Origin of the sequence: Streptomyces sp. x-80 (assembly GCF_046549095.1) — a bacterium.
GTDB classification, from domain to species: Bacteria; Actinomycetota; Actinomycetes; order Streptomycetales; family Streptomycetaceae; genus Streptomyces; species Streptomyces celluloflavus.
Genome location: NZ_JAJPWM010000003.1, coordinates 485,811 through 503,049, shown reverse-complemented (window position 1 = coordinate 503,049; position 17,239 = coordinate 485,811). Strand labels below are relative to the sequence as shown.

12 protein-coding genes are annotated in these 17,239 nt (G+C 75.2%); 5 read left to right on the top strand and 7 right to left on the bottom strand.

The window, feature by feature from the left end; translation table 11 throughout:
- Positions 1–79: 79 nt before the first annotated feature.
- From ACLJWH_RS07735 to ACLJWH_RS07720, 4 genes are all read left to right on the top strand, one after another.
- Positions 80–967 carry a glycerophosphodiester phosphodiesterase gene (locus tag ACLJWH_RS07735; protein ID WP_411140826.1) on the top strand — a complete coding sequence of 296 codons (888 nt, stop codon included), beginning with the start codon at positions 80–82 and terminating at the stop codon, positions 965–967.
- Positions 968–1,202: 235 nt separating this feature from the next.
- Positions 1,203–1,709, top strand: a complete 507-nt coding sequence (locus tag ACLJWH_RS07730) for a methylated-DNA--[protein]-cysteine S-methyltransferase (protein ID WP_411140899.1) — start codon at positions 1,203–1,205, stop codon at positions 1,707–1,709.
- Between the two features lie 69 nt (positions 1,710–1,778).
- A complete protein-coding gene (locus ACLJWH_RS07725) occupies positions 1,779–2,321 on the top strand; it encodes a DUF1697 domain-containing protein (protein ID WP_411140825.1) in 543 nt (180 codons plus the stop codon).
- A 136-nt stretch (positions 2,322–2,457) separates the two neighbouring features.
- The gene (locus ACLJWH_RS07720) at positions 2,458–3,885 is read left to right on the top strand and encodes a WGR domain-containing protein (RefSeq protein WP_411140824.1); all 1,428 of its coding nucleotides are present in this window, start codon (positions 2,458–2,460) and stop codon (positions 3,883–3,885) included.
- A 41-nt stretch (positions 3,886–3,926) separates the two neighbouring features.
- Here the strand turns inward: ACLJWH_RS07720 and ACLJWH_RS07715 are convergent, their stop codons facing one another.
- From ACLJWH_RS07715 to ACLJWH_RS07700, 4 genes are all read right to left on the bottom strand, one after another.
- On the bottom strand, positions 3,927–4,580 hold the full coding sequence (locus tag ACLJWH_RS07715; protein ID WP_411140823.1) for a uridine kinase: 654 nt from the start codon (positions 4,578–4,580) through the stop codon (positions 3,927–3,929).
- Positions 4,581–4,621: 41 nt separating this feature from the next.
- On the bottom strand, positions 4,622–5,071 hold the full coding sequence (locus ACLJWH_RS07710; RefSeq protein ID WP_411140822.1) for a hypothetical protein: 450 nt from the start codon (positions 5,069–5,071) through the stop codon (positions 4,622–4,624).
- 99 nt (positions 5,072–5,170) lie between these two features.
- On the bottom strand, positions 5,171–6,124 hold the full coding sequence (locus ACLJWH_RS07705) for an IclR family transcriptional regulator C-terminal domain-containing protein (RefSeq protein ID WP_411140821.1): 954 nt from the start codon (positions 6,122–6,124) through the stop codon (positions 5,171–5,173).
- Positions 6,125–6,280: 156 nt separating this feature from the next.
- Entirely contained in the window at positions 6,281–7,237 is a 957-nt protein-coding gene (locus tag ACLJWH_RS07700; RefSeq protein ID WP_411140820.1) for a quinone oxidoreductase family protein, read from the bottom strand.
- A 707-nt stretch (positions 7,238–7,944) separates the two neighbouring features.
- On the opposite strand from ACLJWH_RS07700, the gene ACLJWH_RS07695 reads away from it, so the two are divergent.
- On the top strand, positions 7,945–9,768 hold the full coding sequence (locus ACLJWH_RS07695; RefSeq protein WP_411140819.1) for an FAD-dependent monooxygenase: 1,824 nt from the start codon (positions 7,945–7,947) through the stop codon (positions 9,766–9,768).
- A gap of 952 nt (positions 9,769–10,720) precedes the next feature.
- Here ACLJWH_RS07695 and ACLJWH_RS07690 read toward each other — a convergent pair.
- From ACLJWH_RS07690 to ACLJWH_RS07680, 3 genes are read right to left on the bottom strand one after another with little or no spacing between them, the layout of a single operon-like run.
- Positions 10,721–12,682, bottom strand: a complete 1,962-nt coding sequence (locus tag ACLJWH_RS07690; RefSeq protein ID WP_411140818.1) for a helicase-associated domain-containing protein — start codon at positions 12,680–12,682, stop codon at positions 10,721–10,723.
- A complete protein-coding gene (locus ACLJWH_RS07685; protein WP_411140817.1) occupies positions 12,679–14,226 on the bottom strand; it encodes an SWIM zinc finger family protein in 1,548 nt (515 codons plus the stop codon). Before ACLJWH_RS07685 ends, ACLJWH_RS07690 begins: the two co-directional genes overlap by 4 nt.
- Positions 14,223–17,231 (bottom strand): DEAD/DEAH box helicase, encoded by a 3,009-nt coding sequence (locus ACLJWH_RS07680; protein WP_411140816.1) that lies wholly within the window; start codon positions 17,229–17,231, stop codon positions 14,223–14,225. Before ACLJWH_RS07680 ends, ACLJWH_RS07685 begins: the two co-directional genes overlap by 4 nt.
- Positions 17,232–17,239 lie beyond the last annotated feature (8 nt).

Here is a 17,239-nt window from a genome sequence, read left to right as displayed (position 1 = left end):
CCGCTGCCGGCCGGCGCGCGCCACCTCCCGCCCACCGGTTCCCGTCAGCTCGCGTCCCATGACGTCACGAGGAGTCCGTATGCGTATTCGCCCCGTCGCCGCCGCTGTCACCGGCGCGTTCCTGGGTCTGTCCGCGCTCGTCCTCGCCCCACCCGCCGCCACGGCCACGTCCGGCGGCCACCGGACGGTGGCGACGGTCGCCCACCGTGGCGCCCCCTCGTACGCGCCCGAGAACACCCTCGCCTCGGTCGACGCGGCCGACCGGCTCGGGTTCGACTGGGTCGAGAACGACGTCCAGCGCACCAAGGACGGCGGGCTGGTCGTCCTGCACGACACCTCGCTCGCCCGGACGACCGACGCCGAGCAGGTCTTCCCGCACCGCTCGCCCTGGAACGTCGGCGACTTCACGCTCCGCGAGATCGAGAAACTGGACGCGGGCAGCTGGTTCGGGCCGGAGTTCACGGGTGAGCGGGTGCCCACCCTCGATGCCTACCTGGACGAGGTCGAGCACAACGGCCAGAAGCTGCTGCTGGAGCTCAAGTCGCCGCGGCGCTACCCCGGTATCGAGCGGCAGACCCTCAGGGAGCTGCGCCGCGCGGGCTGGCTGAACACCTCGCATGTCAACCACCGTCTGATCGTCCAGAGCTTCGACGCCGCCGCCGTCAAAACCGTCCACCGTCTGCGGCCGGACATCAAGACCGGCCTCCTCGGCAACCCGGCGGCCGCCGACCTCCCCGCGTACGCCAGGTACTGCGACCAGATCAACCCCGCCCACACGGCGCTCACCCGCGCCTATGTCGCGGCCGTCAAGCGGCTGAAGGGCCCGCACCACCGCCCGCTGGAGCTCTACACCTGGACCGTCGACGACGCCCCGACCGCGCGCAAGGCCGCCGGGCTGGGTGTCGACGGCGTCATCAGCAGCAGGCCCGACGTGGTGCGCGAGGCACTGACGGGCCACGGCCGCTGACCCGGTGAGCGGGGCGGTGCGGGGCCGGGGCGGCGCGGACCGGCCCGCTCGCCGCCACGTTGTCAGTGGGGCGTCCTAGGCTGATCACGTGACGAATTCAGAGCGGGTTGCGCATACGGAGCAGCTGCCGGGGCGGGCGGGCGAGCCGGACACCGCGCCGGATGCCGGGCCGGATGCCGGGCCGGATGCCGGGCCGGATGCCGGGCCGGATGCCGGGCGCGCCTGGGGCCGGCGGCTGCTGGACACCCCGATCGGCCCCCTGCTGCTCGCCGCGACCCGGGAGGGCCTGGTCGAGGTCGTCTTCCATGCCGACGGACCGACGGCCCGCCGCGCGTCGGCCCGTCTGGAGCGCGTCTTCGGTGCCCCGCCGTCCCCGGAGATACCGCATCTGGCGACGGCGGCGGCCGAGCTCACCGCCTATTTCTCCGGTGAGCTGCGGGTCTTCAGCGTCCCCCTGGACTGGTCCCTCTCCGGCGGTTTCCACGCCCGGGTCCTGCACGCGCTCGCCGACGGCGTCCCCTACGGCAGCGTCGTCGGCTATCAGGATCTCGCCGACCGGGTCGGGGAGCCCGGCGCCGCCCGCGCGGTGGGCGCGGCGATGGGCTCCAATCCGCTTCCAGTCGTCGTCCCCTGCCATCGTGTGGTGGCGAGTGACGGCGGTATCGGCGGTTTCGGCGGCGGTCTGGAGACCAAGCGGCTGCTGCTGGCCCTGGAGGGCGTCCTCCCCGCGCCCCTGTTCTGAACCTTTCCCGTCCCCCGCCGCCGCGTCCGGGTCCGGGCCGGGTTCCGGGGCCTACGAACGGCCGGTGCCATGTCCCGTCAGATCGCGCTGCTGCGCGGTATCAACGTCGGAGGCCACAACTCCTTCCCCAAGGCACGGCAGCTGGCGCTGGCCGAGTCCCTGGGTCTGGAGGACGTCTCCGTCCTTCTCCAGACCGGCAACATCGTCTTCGCCGACCCCGGTGAGCCGCCGGCGGAGACCGCGCGCGCCATCCGGGACCGGATCGCCGCCGACCTGGGCCTTACGGTCCCGGTCGTCGTCCGGACCCGCGACGAGCTGGCCGCCGCCGTCGCCGCGAACCCGTTCCCGCAGGCCGTGGCGGAGCCCAAGAGCCTGCATGTCACGTTCCTGTCGGCGGTGCCTGCCGACACCGCCCGGCTGGACGCGCTCGATCCCGCCGCCTTCGCGCCCGATCAGTACCGGCTGATCGGCCGCGAGCTGTATCTGTGGTGCCCCGACGGCACCGGCCGTTCCCGGCTCGCCGGGGCGGTCGGCCGGGTCCGGTTCGGGGTGACGGCCACCGCGCGCAACTGGAGCACGGTCACCAGGCTCCTGGCCCTGGCCGACGCCTGACCAACGCCTGACCGGCACCCGCATACCGCTGTGCCGTCCGGCCGTTGATCGTGTCCGCGGTCGATTGTCAGTGGTCGGCCGTACGGTTTTCAGCAGCGGGAAACGGTCGCACGGGCCGCCCGGGGAGGGGATCGCCATGTCCGGCACGACATATCTGGAGCTGTCCCAAGAGGGTGACGGGGCACACAAGTTCTACGAGGTGACGGTGGCGGGCACGGTCGTCTCGGTCCGCTACGGACGGATCGGCGCGGCCGGCCAGCAGCAGACCTCGTCCTTCCCGACCGCGGAGAAGGCACAGGCCGCGGCCGCCAGGAAGATCGGCGAGAAGGTCCGCAAGGGCTATGCGCCCGCCGTCGCCGGACAGCGCGCCGCCCGGTCTGTGACGCGGCGCCAGGTCGCCTCCGCGCCGTCGACGGCCCGCGCGGTGGCGCCGGTGCTGTGGCGGTTCCGTACCGGCGCCGCCGCGTTCGGGATCCATATCGCCGAGGACCGCTGCTGGGTCGGAAACCAGAGCGGTGATGTCTACACCCTCGGCCACGACGGCGAGGTGCTGGCCCGCTACCAGCTCCCCGACGGCGTCAAGTGCCTGGTGGCGGACGACTTCTGGATCTACGCGGGCTGCGACGACGGCACGGTCTACGACCTCTCCTCGAAGCTGCCGTTCGCCGCCTACGCCATCGCCCCCGACGTCGACATCTTCTGGCTGGACATCCACGAAGGCGTGCTGAATGTCGCGGACCGCAACGGCGGGCTGACCGTCATCGACCACGAGGACGAGTACCAGTGGTCGCGGCGCAGTGCGGGCGCGCATGCGTGGATGGTCCGGCGCGACGGAGATGCCGTCTACCACGGCCATCAGCAGGGCGTCACCGCCTACTCGGCCGACGGCAGCGGCGAGTTGTGGCACACGCCGACCACGGGTGCGGTGCTGTTCGGCTGGCAGGAGGACGACGCGGTGTACGCCGGCACCGACCGGCGCGTCGTGCAGCGGCTGGCGAAGGACGACGGCGCGCTGCACGCCACCTACCGGTGCGACACGGTCGTCTACTCCTGCGCCACCGCCCCCGGCGGCCGCTATGTCTTCGCCGGTGACTCGGCCTCCTCGGTGTACTGCTTCGCCGCCGACGGCACCCGGCTGTGGAAGCTGGGCACCGGCGGCGGATCGGCGCTGTCGATGCAGTATCTGGACGAGAAGCTGTACATGGTGACCACCGACGGGTCCCTGGTGTGCGTGGACGCGAGCGACGCGGCGATCGCCGCCGCCCGGTCGGGCACGGTTCCGGTCGCCCGGGACGTCAAGTCGGCAGCCGCGCTGCCCACGTACACCCCGTCCGCCACGGTGCGGACGGTGGCCTCCACCGCGGCCTCGGGGATCGTGGTGGAGTGCGTCCAGGAGAGCGGCCGGCTGCGGGTCCACGTCGTCTCCGACGGCTACGAACCGTCCTGGAACGTCCAGTTCCCGCGCCATATACGCCGGCCCGGGGTGCGGTACGTCGTCGACGATCTGTCCCCGGCCCCAGGCGGGTTCTACCGCGTCCGCGGTGAGATCCGGCAGCTCGTCTGACACCCCGGGCACGCCCGGGGTGCCCGGGGCCGGACCGGCGCTCAGCCCGGCCCGCTCCAGCCCGGTCCGCTCCAGGCCGGCCGACGGGGATCGTCCGCCCGCACGACGACGTCCGCGGCCTCCTCCGGCCGGGTCCCGGCCTCGTAGCGCGCGAACGCGGGCAGTGTCCAGCGTTCGCCCTCCGGTGTACGACGGGCGAGCGCGGCCGGTGTCAGCTTCAGGTGCACGGAGAGATCGAAGGGGAACCAGTGACCCAGCAGCAGAGGACCGTGCAGCAACAGGACACCACCGGGCGGCAGCTCGACGTACGCACTGCGCGTCGCCCGGTCCGCCACCGGATCCCACAGATCGGGGAGCACCCGCCCGGTGCCCCCTGGATCCAGCGGCCGGAACACCTCGCGCCACAGAGCCTGCCGGTCGAACCATGTGTCGTGGTAAGCGTCCGGGTCCTGCCGTCCGTACTCCAGCCGCAGCGAGGCGGGGCGCAGAAATCCGGACGCGCCGACCTGGTGGACGGCCCGCCCGCGGACCCGCAGCGCCTCGGTGAGCCGCGCCGCGAGGGCGTCCGGGGACGCGGCGGGAGCCCCGTCGACCGCCACCCGCAGCCACGGGCTCCCGTCGTGCGCCGGCATCGCGACGATGCGCTCGGCGAGCGCGTCGGTCAGCCGTTCCCAGGTGATCGCTTCGAGCCGCACCCCGTCATTGTGCCCGGCCCCGCGGCGCGCGGCGCACCGGGTCAGCCGGGGTGCGGTCCGCCCGACGGCCTGTTGATCAGGTCACCGGAGACCACCCCGGCCTGGATGACCATGCCGTGCTGCACCCCGCCACTGATGCTGTTGTGCACCTCCCGCACCGAGACCCGATCCCGCTCCGGCGCCAACTCGTCCAGCAGGGCCCGCAGTTCGGCCGCCGCGGCCGGGTCCTCGCGCAGCAGGCGCCGCAGCCGCAGCTGCCAGGCGGCGGTCACCCCCCGCACTCCGTCCTCGTCGCCCTCCTCGCGGGCCGTCAGCACATCGGCGCGGGAGACCTCCAGTTCACCTTCGAGTGCCTCTTCGTCCGCCATGCCGTGGCGCCGGGCGAGGAAGGAGGCCACCCGCTGGCGGACCCCCTCCCAGCCGTCCGTCGCCATCTGCTGTACCAGCGTCGTCGCCCCCGCCAGCGCGAGCGTCACCAACTCCGCTTCCATGAGGCCCCCTTGTGTGTGGTGCGTCCGGTGTCCGGTTGCCGGTGCCAGAGTAGAGAGGCGGACCGGGACATGACCAGGCCGGACACCGGGCGGCCCGGCTCAGTCCTGGTCCGCGGCCGGCACCGCGGCTCCGCAGCGGCTGAGCTCGGCCGCCGCCTCCTTCGTCGCCTCGATCACGCCGTCGGGGGCCACCGGCATCACGGACTTGAGCTTGAGCAGCAGGACCGCGCCCATGATGGCGCCGTCCCACATGATGGGGGCCGCACAGGAGTTCCAGCCGGCCATGCACTCCTCGTTGCCGAGCGCGTGACCCAGATCGCGGACCTCGGCCAGGGAGGCCAGCAGGGCATCGTTGTCCCGGTAGACGCCCGGCCCGGCCTGGTCGGGTACGGGCTCGGCGAGCACCCGCTGCTGGAGCACGGCCGGCAGGTAGGCGAGGATCGTCCGGCCGGAGGCGCCGGTGCGCAGGGAGCGCGTCACGGACAGCACATCGCGGGGCGTCATGCCCAGCTCCGCGAGGTCGGAGTCGCCGACCGCCATATCGACGCACTGCCGGTGCGCCCCGGAGAACGGAGCCACCATGTAGAGGAACGCCAGCCCGTCGTCAGTGGCCGTCCGCAGCCGGCCGAGCACGGTCTGCGAGGTCGCGCCGTCGAGACGGTGGTCGAGTGCGGTGAAGGCGAGCTGCGCCGCCGAGGTCCGCAGCCGGTAGAGGCCGCGGTCCACCCGTTCGAAGATGCGCTGGTAGATACCGGACTGGAGGATGCGGTAGACGACGGAGTCGTCCAGGCCGGTGAATTCGGCTATTTCCCCAGGCCCATGGGCCGATCCGCCGAGCTCGGCGAAGGCCGTCTGGACGAGGAAGACGCGCTCGGCATGGCCGGATCCCGACGTCCGGGAGCCCGCGGCGGCCGCGGCCGCCGCGGGCCCGGATGCCGTCCGGCGCGTACTCCCGGTGCGTCCCGGGGCCCCCGCCACCGTGGCGTCGGCGCCCGAAGCGGAGTGGGTGGCGGCCGACGCGGTGGATCCCGGAATTCTGGTGCTGTTGCCCATCGTGTGTGCTCTCCCCTGACAGTGATCCGCGCCCGCAGGCGCACGGCATTTACGGTGCGGGCCGGGCCACCCGCCGCCCGCCGGGTGATCCGCGGCCCCGGGCGGACGGCCCCGGAACACGCGCCCCGGGCCGTCGTACCGGTCCGGCGCCGGGTGCTACGCCCGGTGCCGGCGTGCGACGTCCAGGGCGAGTTTCCCGGTCGGGGTGCGGGCGGCCAGATCACGATGCGCCCGAGCCGCCTCGTCGAGGGCGTAGGTGGCGCCGGTCAGCGGCTTGAGCCAGCCGGCCGCGACCGCGTCGAACAGGGCTTGCATGGAGGCCGGCAGCGCCGTCCGGTCCGCGTAGAGCTGGGGCAGCCAGAAGCCCGAGACGGTGAGGGACCGCTCCATCAGGTCCCGGGTCGGCACACTCGCCAACTCGCCGCCCGCGTAGCCGTACACCGCGAGCCGGCCGCGCGGGGCGACCGCGGCGAGGGTCCGCTCGAAGGTGACGCCGCCGGTCATCTCCAGCGCCGCCCGGACCGGCCCGCCGGCCGCCTCGACGATGCGCTCGGTCAGGTCCTCGGCGGTCGAGTCGACCACCACGTGGGCGCCCAGTTCCTCGGCCAGCTTGCGCTTTTCCGGGGAACCGGCGAGGCCGATGACCTTCGCCCCGGCGTGGGCGGCGAGCTGGACGGCCAGCGAGCCGAGGCCGCCCGCCGCGGCCGGGATGACGACGGTCTCGCCCGGGGTGATGCGCAGCGAGGTGAACAGCAGGTGCCAGGCGCTGTTGCCCTGGAGTGCCAGCGCGACGGCCTGTTCGTCGCTGATGCCGTCGGGGACGTCCCAGATGACCTTGCGGTGCAGCAGTGCCCGCTCCGCGTATCCGCCGCCGCGGCACAGCCCGACGACGCGCCGCGCGCCGTCCACGGTCCCCACGACCTCGTTGCCGGGAACGTACGGCAGCTCGACGGGCGCGAGATAGGAGTCGCCCCGTACGTGCACATCCGCGTAGTTGACGCCGGCCAGGGTCACCTCCACCAGCACGTGGCCGCCACGGGGCGCGGGCTCGGGGACGTCCTCCGGACGCAGCACGTCCGGACCGCCGAATTCTCGCATCACGATCGCGCGCACGACTCTCCCTCGGGTTCTCACCTGCGGTGTCCGCACAGGGTAGGCACGGCGTCCGTCACCCCGCGGGCACCCGACCATTTCACGCCAACAACAAGGGGCTTCCGGCGCCCACACCCGTCGCGCCATGAGCGATACCGGCCGGCTTTCTCGCGTCACGAGAAACGCGCGGAGCGCTTTCCACCCATTTCGCCGTTTTGCATCAGATCTACCCATGGGTATCCCCGGGGTGGCTGCCACGCGCCCCTGGGACATGCGCAGGTACCGCAGGGAATCTCCGCCGCCTACCATCCGGAGTCGTGTCCACCGTCGGCATCAGGTGGCGGCCGCGTTCCCCGGGGCAGAGCTCGTTTCACGAGGTGGTACCCGTCCGCGCCGCCCCGGGTGAGTGACGTGCGGCAAAGCACATGGCCGTGTGTATGGCGGGGCGTGCACAGGCTGAGGGGGAGTCACATGGGGAAATCGGACACCGGTACAGGGGCCTGCGCGCCGGCCTGCCGGGACCTGCAACGGGCGCTGCCACTGCCGCCGGCGCACCTGCGCATCCTGCGGGCCGTGTCCGCTTCCCTGCCGGCCGCGTGGACGGCCTCGCTCACGGCCGCCACCGGCACTGTCCGCGCCGCCGCGCGCCGCCGGTCCCTTCCGTATGCGGCACTGCCCTCTCCGGACGCGACACCCACCCGCCCGGAAACCCGGCGCCCCTGCCGGGAATGGCACTGTCTGTGAACGCGCCGGGCAGGTCGGGCGGCACCGCGCTCCGGTTCAGGCGACCGCACCTCGCCGTGGTGCTCGGCGGCGGTTTCACGGGGATGCTGGCCGCCTCGGCACTGACCGCGCACGCGGATGTCGTGGTGGTCGAGCGGGAGCGGCTGCCGTGGACTCCGGTGCCGTGTACGGATCTTCCGCAGCCCCGGCACGCCCATCTGCTGGCGGCGGCGGGCGCCCGGAGAGTCGAGGACCTGCTGCCCGGCACCCTCGCGCGGTGGGTGGCCGAGGGAGCCCGCCGTATCCCGCTGTCGGCCGGGCTCGTCGGCCGGTCCCTGCCGGTCCGGTCGCCGCACCGGCCGTCGGCGCCGTACCTGATCGCCTGTTCCCGCGATCTGCTCGACCGGGTCGCGCGGCAGCAGGCGGCGGCCCTTCCCGGGGTCACCGTCCTCGACGGTACGGAAGCCGAAGGGCTGTCCGGCACCGCGGACCACGTCACCGGGGTGCGGGTCCGGGACACCGTCACCGGCGAGTCGTACCGCCTGGATGCCGACCTCGTCGTCGATGCCACCGGCCGGAACTCCGCCACCCCCGGCAGACTGGCGGCGCTCGGTATACCTGCCGCGCGCGAAGAGGCCGTGGACCCGGGGATCGTCTGCGCCACCCGGATCTTCCGGGCCCCGGCGGGCACTGAGAACTGCCCGGTGATCAGCGTCCGTTCGGTGGCCGGGGCACAACCGGCAGGCGGCGGTGCCGTTTCCGGGGGCCCGGTTCCCCCGGGTCCCGAGCGGACGGCGACGCTGGTTCCCATCGAGGGCGGCCGCTGGCTGGTCACGCTCACCGGCGACCGGGGCGGTCAACCGTCCGGGCACGCCGACCGGTTCGTGCCGTTCGCCCGCAGTATGGCGGACCCCGTCGTCGGCGACCTCATCGCCGGCGCCGAGCCGCTGAGCGAGGTACGACTGTCCCGCGACACGGCCAGCCGCCGGCGCCGCTACGAACAGCTGGCGTCCTGGCCCACGGGGTTCGTCGTCCTCGGCGGTGCGGTGGCCGCGTGCCACCCCGACTACGGCCAGGGACTGTCCCTCGCCGCCCACGGTGCCGTCGCGCTGCGCGACACGGTGCACCGCCGCGGACTGGACGATCCGTCGCTCGCCCGCTGCCTGCAACGGAGCATCGGGCGTATCGTCCAGGCGTCCTGGGCCCAGGCCACCGGTCAGGGCGTCCACTCCCCCGCCGTATGGCGACGGCCGGCGGCCTCCCGGCTGGTGGGCACCACCGTGCACCACCTCCTGCCCGGCGCGGCCGGCCGGTCCGCTGTCTGCCAGGACTACGTCGATGTGACCGCGGCCGCCGCCCCCGCGGCCCGCTTCCCGAGTGCCTCTTCGGCCCTCGGCGCGGTCCGGGGTGCGGCGCGGCCGGGCCCGGCCGGACCGCCGCCGGCCGCCGCAGTACGCGGCGAGATGCTGCCGGGCGGTCCGCGGCCGCCGATGGCACCACGGATCGCGGGCCCGGCTGACGCGGGGCCGCCGCCCGGTGCTTCAGGTGCCGCGCCGGGCGTGTCAGCGGTGCCCACCGGCTCCGCTGCCCCGGCCCGCTCCGCCACGCCGGCCGGACAGGGGCCGCCCGCGGCTCCTCCGTACGCGTCCGTGGCCGGACCGGAGGCCGTCTCCCGGCCCGATCCGGCCGATGCGTCCGCGGCCGTCACCCCCGTCCCACCGCACCCGGCCGCCGAGCGCCCCGCCCGGCGTCTCCCCCGCCCGCTCAGCCTCGGGCCGACGGCGCTGCGGCGCACCGGCCGGGGCAACAGGCGGAAGCCGGCGGGCTGACCCGCCCGCACCGCGGGCCGGTCCGCGGCCCACAGTCCGCGAGCCCCCTTCACGGGGAGGGGGCTCGCGACGGCTCACCCGCCGTACCGTCCCGCCTGCGGGCTCTGCCGCCACCCCTGCCGGATCCGCGCCGCCCGACCGGCGCGCCCGGGTCCTGCCGTGCCATGGGGGCGCCATGGACCATTTCGCTCAGATACCGGGTGTTGCAGACTCAGGCACCGGGGGTTACGGCCCCTGGTGACCGCGCGCCAAGGGCAGCCTGACCGCGAACCGCGGACGCCTGTGCCCGCGCCCGTACCTGCGGCTGCGGCTGCGGCTGCGGCTGCGGCTGCGGCTGCGGCTGCGGCTGCGCAGGTGATGCCGCCTGCGATGCCGGCCATGGGCTCATACCCCCGCTCCGCGTGGCCGTAGGTGACGGCCCCGAGCGCCGGCTGACGTTCCCCGGCGAATGTGTCGTCATAAGCGTCGCGCGTGCCGTCACGTCGGCCGTCCGCGGCCTCGGCGGTCTCAGCCTCGTCAACGCTTCGGCGGCTTCCGTCCGGTCCCGTGCGACAACGCTCGCGTCTCGCTCGTCCTCGCGCGCCGCGGTCGGGCGGCCAGTGATTCACGAGCGACCGCGCACCGCTGCGCCGGAGCTCGCACGGGCGGGTCCGTACCCCGCCGTCCTGCGTCGGCGCGGACGGTCCGTCTGCGACGGCCGGTGGCCGAACCGGGCCGACCGGCTGGGCCGACCGTTCCGTAGGTCACCGGGGCACGGTGCTACGGCTGCGCGGCGAGCTGTCCCAAGGGACTGCCGCCGGACGGGGGGCGAGGCGCCGCCAGGTGACGTGCGAGCGGCCCGGTGCGCGGCAGCCGGACGCGAGGACCCCGGACCGCCGCGCCCTGGCGGTAGGCGGCATGGCACCCCACACACGGAGTCGGCGCCGGAAGCGGGTCGGGGGCCGGCGGCGGGTCACGGACCCCCGGCCCCCGTCGCGTGCGGGGGCCCGGCGGGGAGTCCCAGGAGGCGTTGGGCGAGGGCGAGGGGGGCGCCGGTGCCCCGGGGGGCGGCGGGTGCCTTGGTGCGGTGGGCGGGGAGGCGCTCGACGGTCGTGGTGCCGGTGTCGGATTCGAGGGTGGGGGCGTAACCCGCCGCGCGGAGCGCCTCCAGGGTGGCGGCCGGCGGGCGGCCGCTGACCAGGACGGTGGGGGCGATGGCGCGCAGGCCGAGGTCGCGCAGTGCGCGGTGGGCTGCGAGTTCACCGACGAGGGCCGTGTCGTCGGAGCGGATGCAGCAGGCGACGGGCAGGACGCGCATCCGGCCGTGGGTGCGGGCGGTGTCCTGGATGAGGTAGCCGAGCGGCTGCGGCAGATCGCCGGTCGCCGAGGCGGCGGTGAGGTCGTCGCGCAGGCTGTCGGCGGTGTGGCCGGCGTCCAGGGCGCGGCGTACGGAGGCGGGGGTGAACCGCCAGGTGACGGCGTGGCCTTCGGACTCACGGTCCGCCGCGGCGGCGAGCAGTCCGGCGAGGGCGGCGGCCGGGCGGCCGGGGACGACGGCGGTCAGGTCGGCCTGGAAGTGGGCCTGTTCGAGGAGCGGCGGGAGCAGGTCGCGGAGCGGCTCGTCGAGGGTCTGCGGGTCGGTGCGGAGCGCATGGCCCAGCGGCGTGAGGGTGCCGTGGGCGGTCAGGCCCAGGTAGGCAGCTTCGTGGAGGGTGTGGACGGCGCGGTCCTCGGCCGTCGGTTGCCCGGTGACGGCGAGGGGCCGGTACCAGGTGGCGGCACGGAGGAGGGTCTGCAAGGTGGTGCCGGCGTCGTCCCCCGGGCCGGGGGTTGCCGCGGGCGGCAGGGGCGGGAGGGGGGAGCTCGCGCCGAGGGGGACTGCGGCGAGGGCGGCCAGCAGGGCGTGCCGGAGCGCGGGGGCGTGCCGGTCCTCTCCGCGGACCAGCGCGGTCGCGGTCTCGCCGAAGGGGGTGTGGGTGGGGACGGCCCACAGGGCGGACCAGGCGGTCAGGAGGGGGGCGAGGCGCTCGCCGGGCGGACGGGTGAGCCAGTCGTCGTAGGCGCTGGTGGGGAGCGCGGTGATACCGGCGGGGGTACGGGTCAGGGCGATCAGGCCGGCGGCGAGGGTGAGGTCGAGGAGGAGCCGGGTGTGCGGTTCGGTGGCGCCGGCCGCGCTGGCCAGCCGCCTGATCTCGCGGACGGTCAGTCCGCCCGATTTGCGCAGCGCCGCGGGCTGTGTCGCCAGCGCGGACAGGAGGCGGTCCACGGTGGCCGCGAGGGTCGCGGCGGCGGCCCGGGACTCGTCGTGGAGCGCGGCCGGGGTGACCACGGCGGGGCGGAGCCCGGGGTGGGCGGTGGCCGGCGGAGTGCCGTCGGAGGCGGGCCGCGGGGCGGCGGGGGTGAACGCGCCGAGGTCATGAGCGGCCAGGAGCTGCGGGACGCGGGGCGGGACGACGAGGGTGCCGTCCTCCGTCAGAGCGGCCAGTCCGTCGTCGCAGAGGGAGCGCAAGGCGGTCTCGGCGGCGGTGCGCGCCGGGCCCGGTGGTGTGGCACCGAGCGCGGCGTAGACGTCCTCGGGCGGGACGGGTGCGGTGGCCAGGTGCGGGAAGGACAGCCGGTGTGCCATCAGGGACTGGTGGTCTGCGCCCGGGGCGGGGGCGGCGGGGCCCGGTGCGGCGCGCGCGGCGAGGTCCTGGCTGATGCGGGCAGCGGTGGCGAGTACCTGGAGCCGGGGGTGGTCGAGGTGCAGCACCAGGTGGTGGAGGGTTTCGTACGACCACAACGCGCCGGCCAGGCCGCGCAGTTGGGTGGGCGCGGGCTTCCGGGCGAGCGGCTCGGCGTGGCGGCTGAGGAGCGCGGCGAGCTGCTCGGGGGTGCGCTGCGCGAGGGACCGGGTGAGTGTGTCGAGACCTTCCACGGCCTTGAGGTTAGTCATCGCGCGAGCAGGGCGGTGAGGGCGCCCACGGGGTCGGGGTCCGCGGGCCCGGTGGGCCACCAGTCCTCGGCGCCGGGCTCGGATTCGTACGGATACCAGCGGTTGTCGTGGCCGAAACGGAGCTGGATGCCGCCGCGGGGGTCGGTGAGGCGGTTGTGGTGCGGGCGCAGCGCCGGGAGGTCGGCGGCGAGGAGGGCACTGCGGGCGCGGTCGAAGTCACCGGCCGGGGGGTTCCACGAGGTGTGGAGGAGGAAGAGCCCTTCGGCGCCGCCCTGGCGCCAGGCTGCGACGGAGCGGGCCACATCGGTGGGGGTACGGCCGGTGGCCGCCGCCAGGTCACGGTAGAGCGCGCGGGTGGTGGAGGTCAGGCCCGCGGTGGGGTGGGCGGTGGCCGCCAGCCGGATGGCGTCCTCCCACGGGGGCAGCGCCGGGTACGGGCCGGGGACGGCGGGCCCTCCCGAGCCGCGGGGACCGGCGGCGGATACGCAGGCGTGGGCACGGGCCGCGGCGTCGGCGGCCAGGAATTCGAGGACGGCCGGATCGAAGGGGAGGCCGTCGGCGTCCGGGAGGGCCGGCGGGCGGCCGGGGTGCGGTGGCGCGGGCAGGGGCGGCGGGAGCGGCGGCCGGGGGCGGTCGCCGAGGGCCTCGCGGGCGAGGACGCCGCGGGGTGCGGGGCTTGCCGGGGATGCCGTTCCGGCGGCGGTGCGGGTCTCTCGGGCCGGGCCGGGGTGGCCGGAAGCGGTGGGTCCGGTGGCGGCGCCGGCGGTTCCGGGGACGGTTGTGCCGCCGGGCGGCACGGGGGCCGCGAGGGGGTGTGCGCGGGTTTCGCGTGCGGTGTGGCCGGCGTTACGGCGGAAGAGCTCGTCGAGGAGTTCGCGCTCGCCGCGGCCGCGCATCAGCAGCAGGACGAAGGGGTCGGTGTCCAGGAGGCGGGCCACCTGGAAGCAGAGCGCGGCGGCATGTTTGCAGGGACGGCCGTGGTCCGGACACGAACAGCGGGGCACGAGGTCACCCGGACCTGGCAGGAGGCGCACCTCTTCCTCGGCCAGCGTCCGGGGCAGCTTCTTGGCCAGGAGGGCGGCGAGTTGGGCGGGCTCGGCGGCGATCGCGTCGAGGAGGCCGGACCACTCCTCGTCGGTCAGGGTTCCGATGCGGATCTCGGCGCTGTAGGGGCGGGGCCTGCTGCCGCGTACGGTGGCGACGATGCGGCCCGGTGTGACGTTGATGGTGTCCACATGGCCGTCGCGGGCGTACGTCCGGCCGCGGGCGAGCCGGGCGCTGTCCAGGGCGGTGGTCTCCAGCGCGTCCAGCCATGCGCTCCCCCACCAGGATTCGGCGGACGGATCTCCGGCGCCGGTACGGACCGGCAGCGGCGGGAACGTACGCGAACGGTCCGCGCGGACCAGCCGGTCCGCGGCGGCGGCGCGCCCCGAGGTGGCGGGCCGGCCCCGGAAGCCCGCGCCCGTGGTGCCACCGACGGCCGCGGCCCGGCCCGCGCCGGAGCGGTGGGAGCCGGAACCGCCGGCTGCGGGACGAGGGTTCATCCGGGCCTCCTCAGGGAGACGAGGTCGGCCAGTTCGGCGTCGGACAGCTCGGTGAGCGGGGCCTCGCCACCGGAGAGCACCGCATCGGCGAGGGCCCTTTTGGCGGTGAGGAGTTGGGCGATGTTGTCCTCGACGGTGCCCTCGGCGATCAGGCGGTGGACCTGGACGGGCTGGGTCTGGCCGATGCGGTAGGCGCGGTCGGTGGCCTGCTCCTCCACCGCCGGGTTCCACCAGCGGTCGTAGTGGATCACGTGTCCCGCGCGGGTGAGGTTGAGGCCCGTACCGGCCGCTTTCAGGGACAGCAGGAAGACGGGGGTGTGACCCGACTGGAAGCGGTCGACCATCTGTTCCCGCTGGGCCACGGGGGTGCCGCCGTGCAGGAACTGGTGCGCGATGCCATGGGTGTCGAGGTGCCGTTCGAGCAGCCGCGCCATGCCGACGTACTGGGTGAAGATCAGTGTCGCGCCGCCCTCGGCGAGGATGGTGCCGAGGAGTTCGTCGAGGAGTTCGAGCTTTCCCGAACGGGCGGCCAGACCGGGCGCGGCCTCCTTGAGGTACTGCGCGGGGTGGTTGCAGATCTGCTTGAGCGCGGTCAGCAGCTTCATCACCAGGCCGCGGCGCGCGATGCCCTCGGCGGACTCGATCCGGGCGAGCGCCTCGCGGACGACGGCCTGGTAGAGCGCGGCCTGTTCGCGGCCCAGCGCCACCGGATGGTCCGTCTCGGTCTTGGGCGGGAGTTCGGGCGCGATTCCGGGATCGGACTTCTTGCGGCGCAGGATGAACGGGCGCACCAGCCGGGCCAGCCGCCGCGCCGCCTCCGGGTCCTCGCCGCCCTCGACCTCACGGGCGTGCAGTGCGCGGAAGGTCTTGAGGGGGCCGAGCAGCCCGGGGGTGGTCCAGTCGAGGAGGGCCCACAGCTCGGAGAGGTTGTTCTCGACGGGGGTGCCGGTGAGGGCGATCCGGGCCGGAGCCTTGATGCTGCGCAGCGCCTTGGCCGTGGAGGACCGCGGGTTCTTGACGTGCTGGGCCTCGTCGGCGACGACCCATCCCCAGGACTGGGCGGCCAGCTGCGCGGCGCTGCTGCGCATCGTCCCGTAGGTGGTGAGGACGAAGCCGCCGGTCAGCCCGTCGAGGCTGCGGCCGGCACCGTGGAAGCGGCGTACGGGCGTGCCGGGGGCGAAGCGCTCGATCTCGCGCTGCCAGTTGCCGAGGAGGGAGGCGGGGCAGACGACGAGGACGGGTGCGGTGGGCCGCCGGTGGAGGTGGAGAGCGATGACGGTGATGGTCTTGCCGAGGCCCATGTCGTCGGCGAGGCAGCCGCCGAGGCCGGTCGAGGTCATGGTGTCGAGCCAGGCCATACCGCGCAGCTGGTAGTCGCGCAGGGTCGCCCGCAGCCCGGGTGGCTGGGGCAGGGGGCGCGCATCGGTGGTGAGGCGGCCGCGCAGCTCGGCGAGCGCGCCCAGGGGCACCACCTCGATCTCTTCGCCGTCCACGTCGGTCGTGCCGCGGAGCGTCGCGGCGAGCGCGTCGACCGGGTCCAGGTAGCCCAGCTCCCGTTTGCGGGCCTTGCGTACGAGCGCGGGGTCGACCAGGACCCATTGGTCGCGCAGCCGGACGACCGGGCGGTGGGCCTCGGCGAGGGCGTCCATCTCCGCCTCGCTGAGCGGCGCGCCGTCCAGCGCCAGCCGCCAGCGGAATTGCAGCAGTTCATCGGTGTCGAAGAAGCCGAAGCCGTCCGCGGCCGAGCCCGGCGCCGGGCGCAGCACGGCCGCGGCGGTCAGCCCGCGGGCCAGCTCCTTGGGCCAATGGACGGTCACCCCGGCTGCGCCCAGTCGCGGCGTGGCCGCGCCCAGCAGCTCGTACAGCTCGTCCTCGCCGAGCGGCAGTACGTCGGGGACCGGCCGCTCCAGGAGGCGGGTGAGCGGCGGCCAGACGCGGGCCGCGCGCCGCAGTGCCAGGAGGGTGGCGACGCGGGAGCGCGGGCCGAAATGGTCGGGGCCGTCGCCCTCCCACAGGTCGCGGGCGTCGGCGACCAGGGTCGGGTCGGTGAGGCTGTGGACCTGGAGGACGACGGCCGCCGCGCCGCGCTCTTCGGCACCGCCGCCGGCGCGCGCACCGGCGGCGTCCGGGCCACCGGTACCTTCCGCACCGCTGCCCGTGTCGGTCCCGGCGTCCTGGCGCCCGGTGTCGAAGAGCCGGTGCGGGGCCAGGTCCAGACGCAGGGAGAGCCGCACTCCGGCGTCGGCGCCGGCCGCGACCTCGGCAGCCCATTCCCGGGCGCCCGGGAGCTGCTGCGGCGCACTCGCGGCGAACGGGACACCGGCCACGAGGGCGGCGGCCGGGGTGCGCGGCAGGGTGTCGGCGACGGCGTCCACGAAGAGCCGTACCAGAGCTGCGGGGTCGGGCAGTTGGAGCGGCCGGCTGCCGGGGAGCGGCACGGCGTACGCCTCGGCGGGCATGGCGGCGGCGATGGCCCGCAGATGCGCGATGTCGTCGGGGTCCAGCGGGCCGGCCCGCCAGGCGTCGGTGTCCTCGGCGGTCAGCCCAGGCAGCATTTTTCCGCGCGCGGCGAGGTGGAGGGCGTGCAGGGTGGCCGCGCCCCAGCAGGCGGCGGCCGGGTGAGCGGCCGGATCGTGGCGGGCGCGGACCAGCAGCGGAACGGCGTCGGCCAGCGGGAGCAGCACGGCGGGGACGGTGCGGCTGCGTGCGCCGTTTCCGTGGCGGCGGGCGACGGTCAGCTGTGCCGGCCCGGTGGCCGGCGCGGCCGCTCCGTCCGCGCCCCGCGCCGCTCCTTCGCCGGCGCCGGTGTCCGGGAGCCGGCCGCCATCGGGCCGCCAGAGGGCGAGCTGTCCGGCGCGCGGTGGCCGGGCAGGCAGAAAGACCACGGCACACCGGGCCACGGCGGCAGCGAGGCCGCCGGTGTCCCCGCTCGCCCCGGACCCGGCCGTGAGCGCGGCGTCCGACGGCCCACCGGCCCCTGCTGCCGCTTCCCACCGCCTCGCCATACCGTTCC